An 806-nucleotide genomic window follows, 5' to 3' on the forward strand; every position below is an offset into this window, starting at 1 on the left:
AATGGCGGCGTCGAGGTGCGCTTCCAGTTCAGCCGCGAGGAAGATCAGGTGAACGCAAAGCTGGCGCTGGCTTAGGCCTACGGCAGGGGCACGATAGTCCGCCCATCAGGTCGGCCTATCGCTGATCTGTCCCGCCAATCTGCGGCTCTGCATCTTGGTCGAGCACTTCGGCTTTCTCGCGCAGATGGCTCGCAGCGGCATGCATGAGCGCATCAACACCTTGCCTCCAGACGGGTGGAATTTTGGAACTTCCTTGAAGTGCGGCGATTTTCAAACCGCACGTTATCAGGAGAAAAACCGTGGCCGACAAAACCCTCGACGACCTTTTCCACGACACCCTCAAGGACATCTATTACGCCGAGCGGAAGATTCTGAAGTCGCTGCCGAAAATGGCGCGCGCGGCTCAACATCCGCAACTCAAGGCCGCTTTCGAAAAGCACAAGGATCAGACTGAAGGCCAGATCGAGCGCCTTCAGCAGGTGTTTGAGATCATCGGAAAAGCACCGCGCGGCAAGACGTGCGACGCTATCGAGGGCATCCTCGCCGAGGGCGATGAGATTATGGAGGAATACAAGGGCACCCCGGCTCTCGACGCTGGGCTTCTGGCCGCAGCGCAGGCGGTGGAGCACTACGAGATCACTCGCTACGGCACACTGCGCCGCTGGGCCAACGTGCTTGGTTTGAGGGATGCGGCCAAGCTCCTCGAAGAGACGCTCAACGAAGAGTCGCAGACGGACGAAGACCTGACCACCATCGCCGATGCGGCGGTCAACAAGGACGCCCTTGACGTGCCCCTGAGAATTTCC

Annotated in this window: 1 protein-coding gene; it reads left to right on the forward strand. The window is 59.6% G+C overall.

Features of this window, described 5'->3' with window-relative positions; genetic code table 11:
- Positions 1-299: 299 nt before the first annotated feature.
- Positions 300-806 (forward strand): ferritin-like domain-containing protein (locus tag VH88_RS15045; protein WP_082064540.1); only part of this gene is annotated, 507 nt, incomplete at its 3' end.

It is taken from the genome of Brevundimonas sp. KM4 (assembly GCF_000964075.1).
Classification (GTDB): domain Bacteria; phylum Pseudomonadota; class Alphaproteobacteria; order Caulobacterales; family Caulobacteraceae; genus Brevundimonas; species Brevundimonas huaxiensis.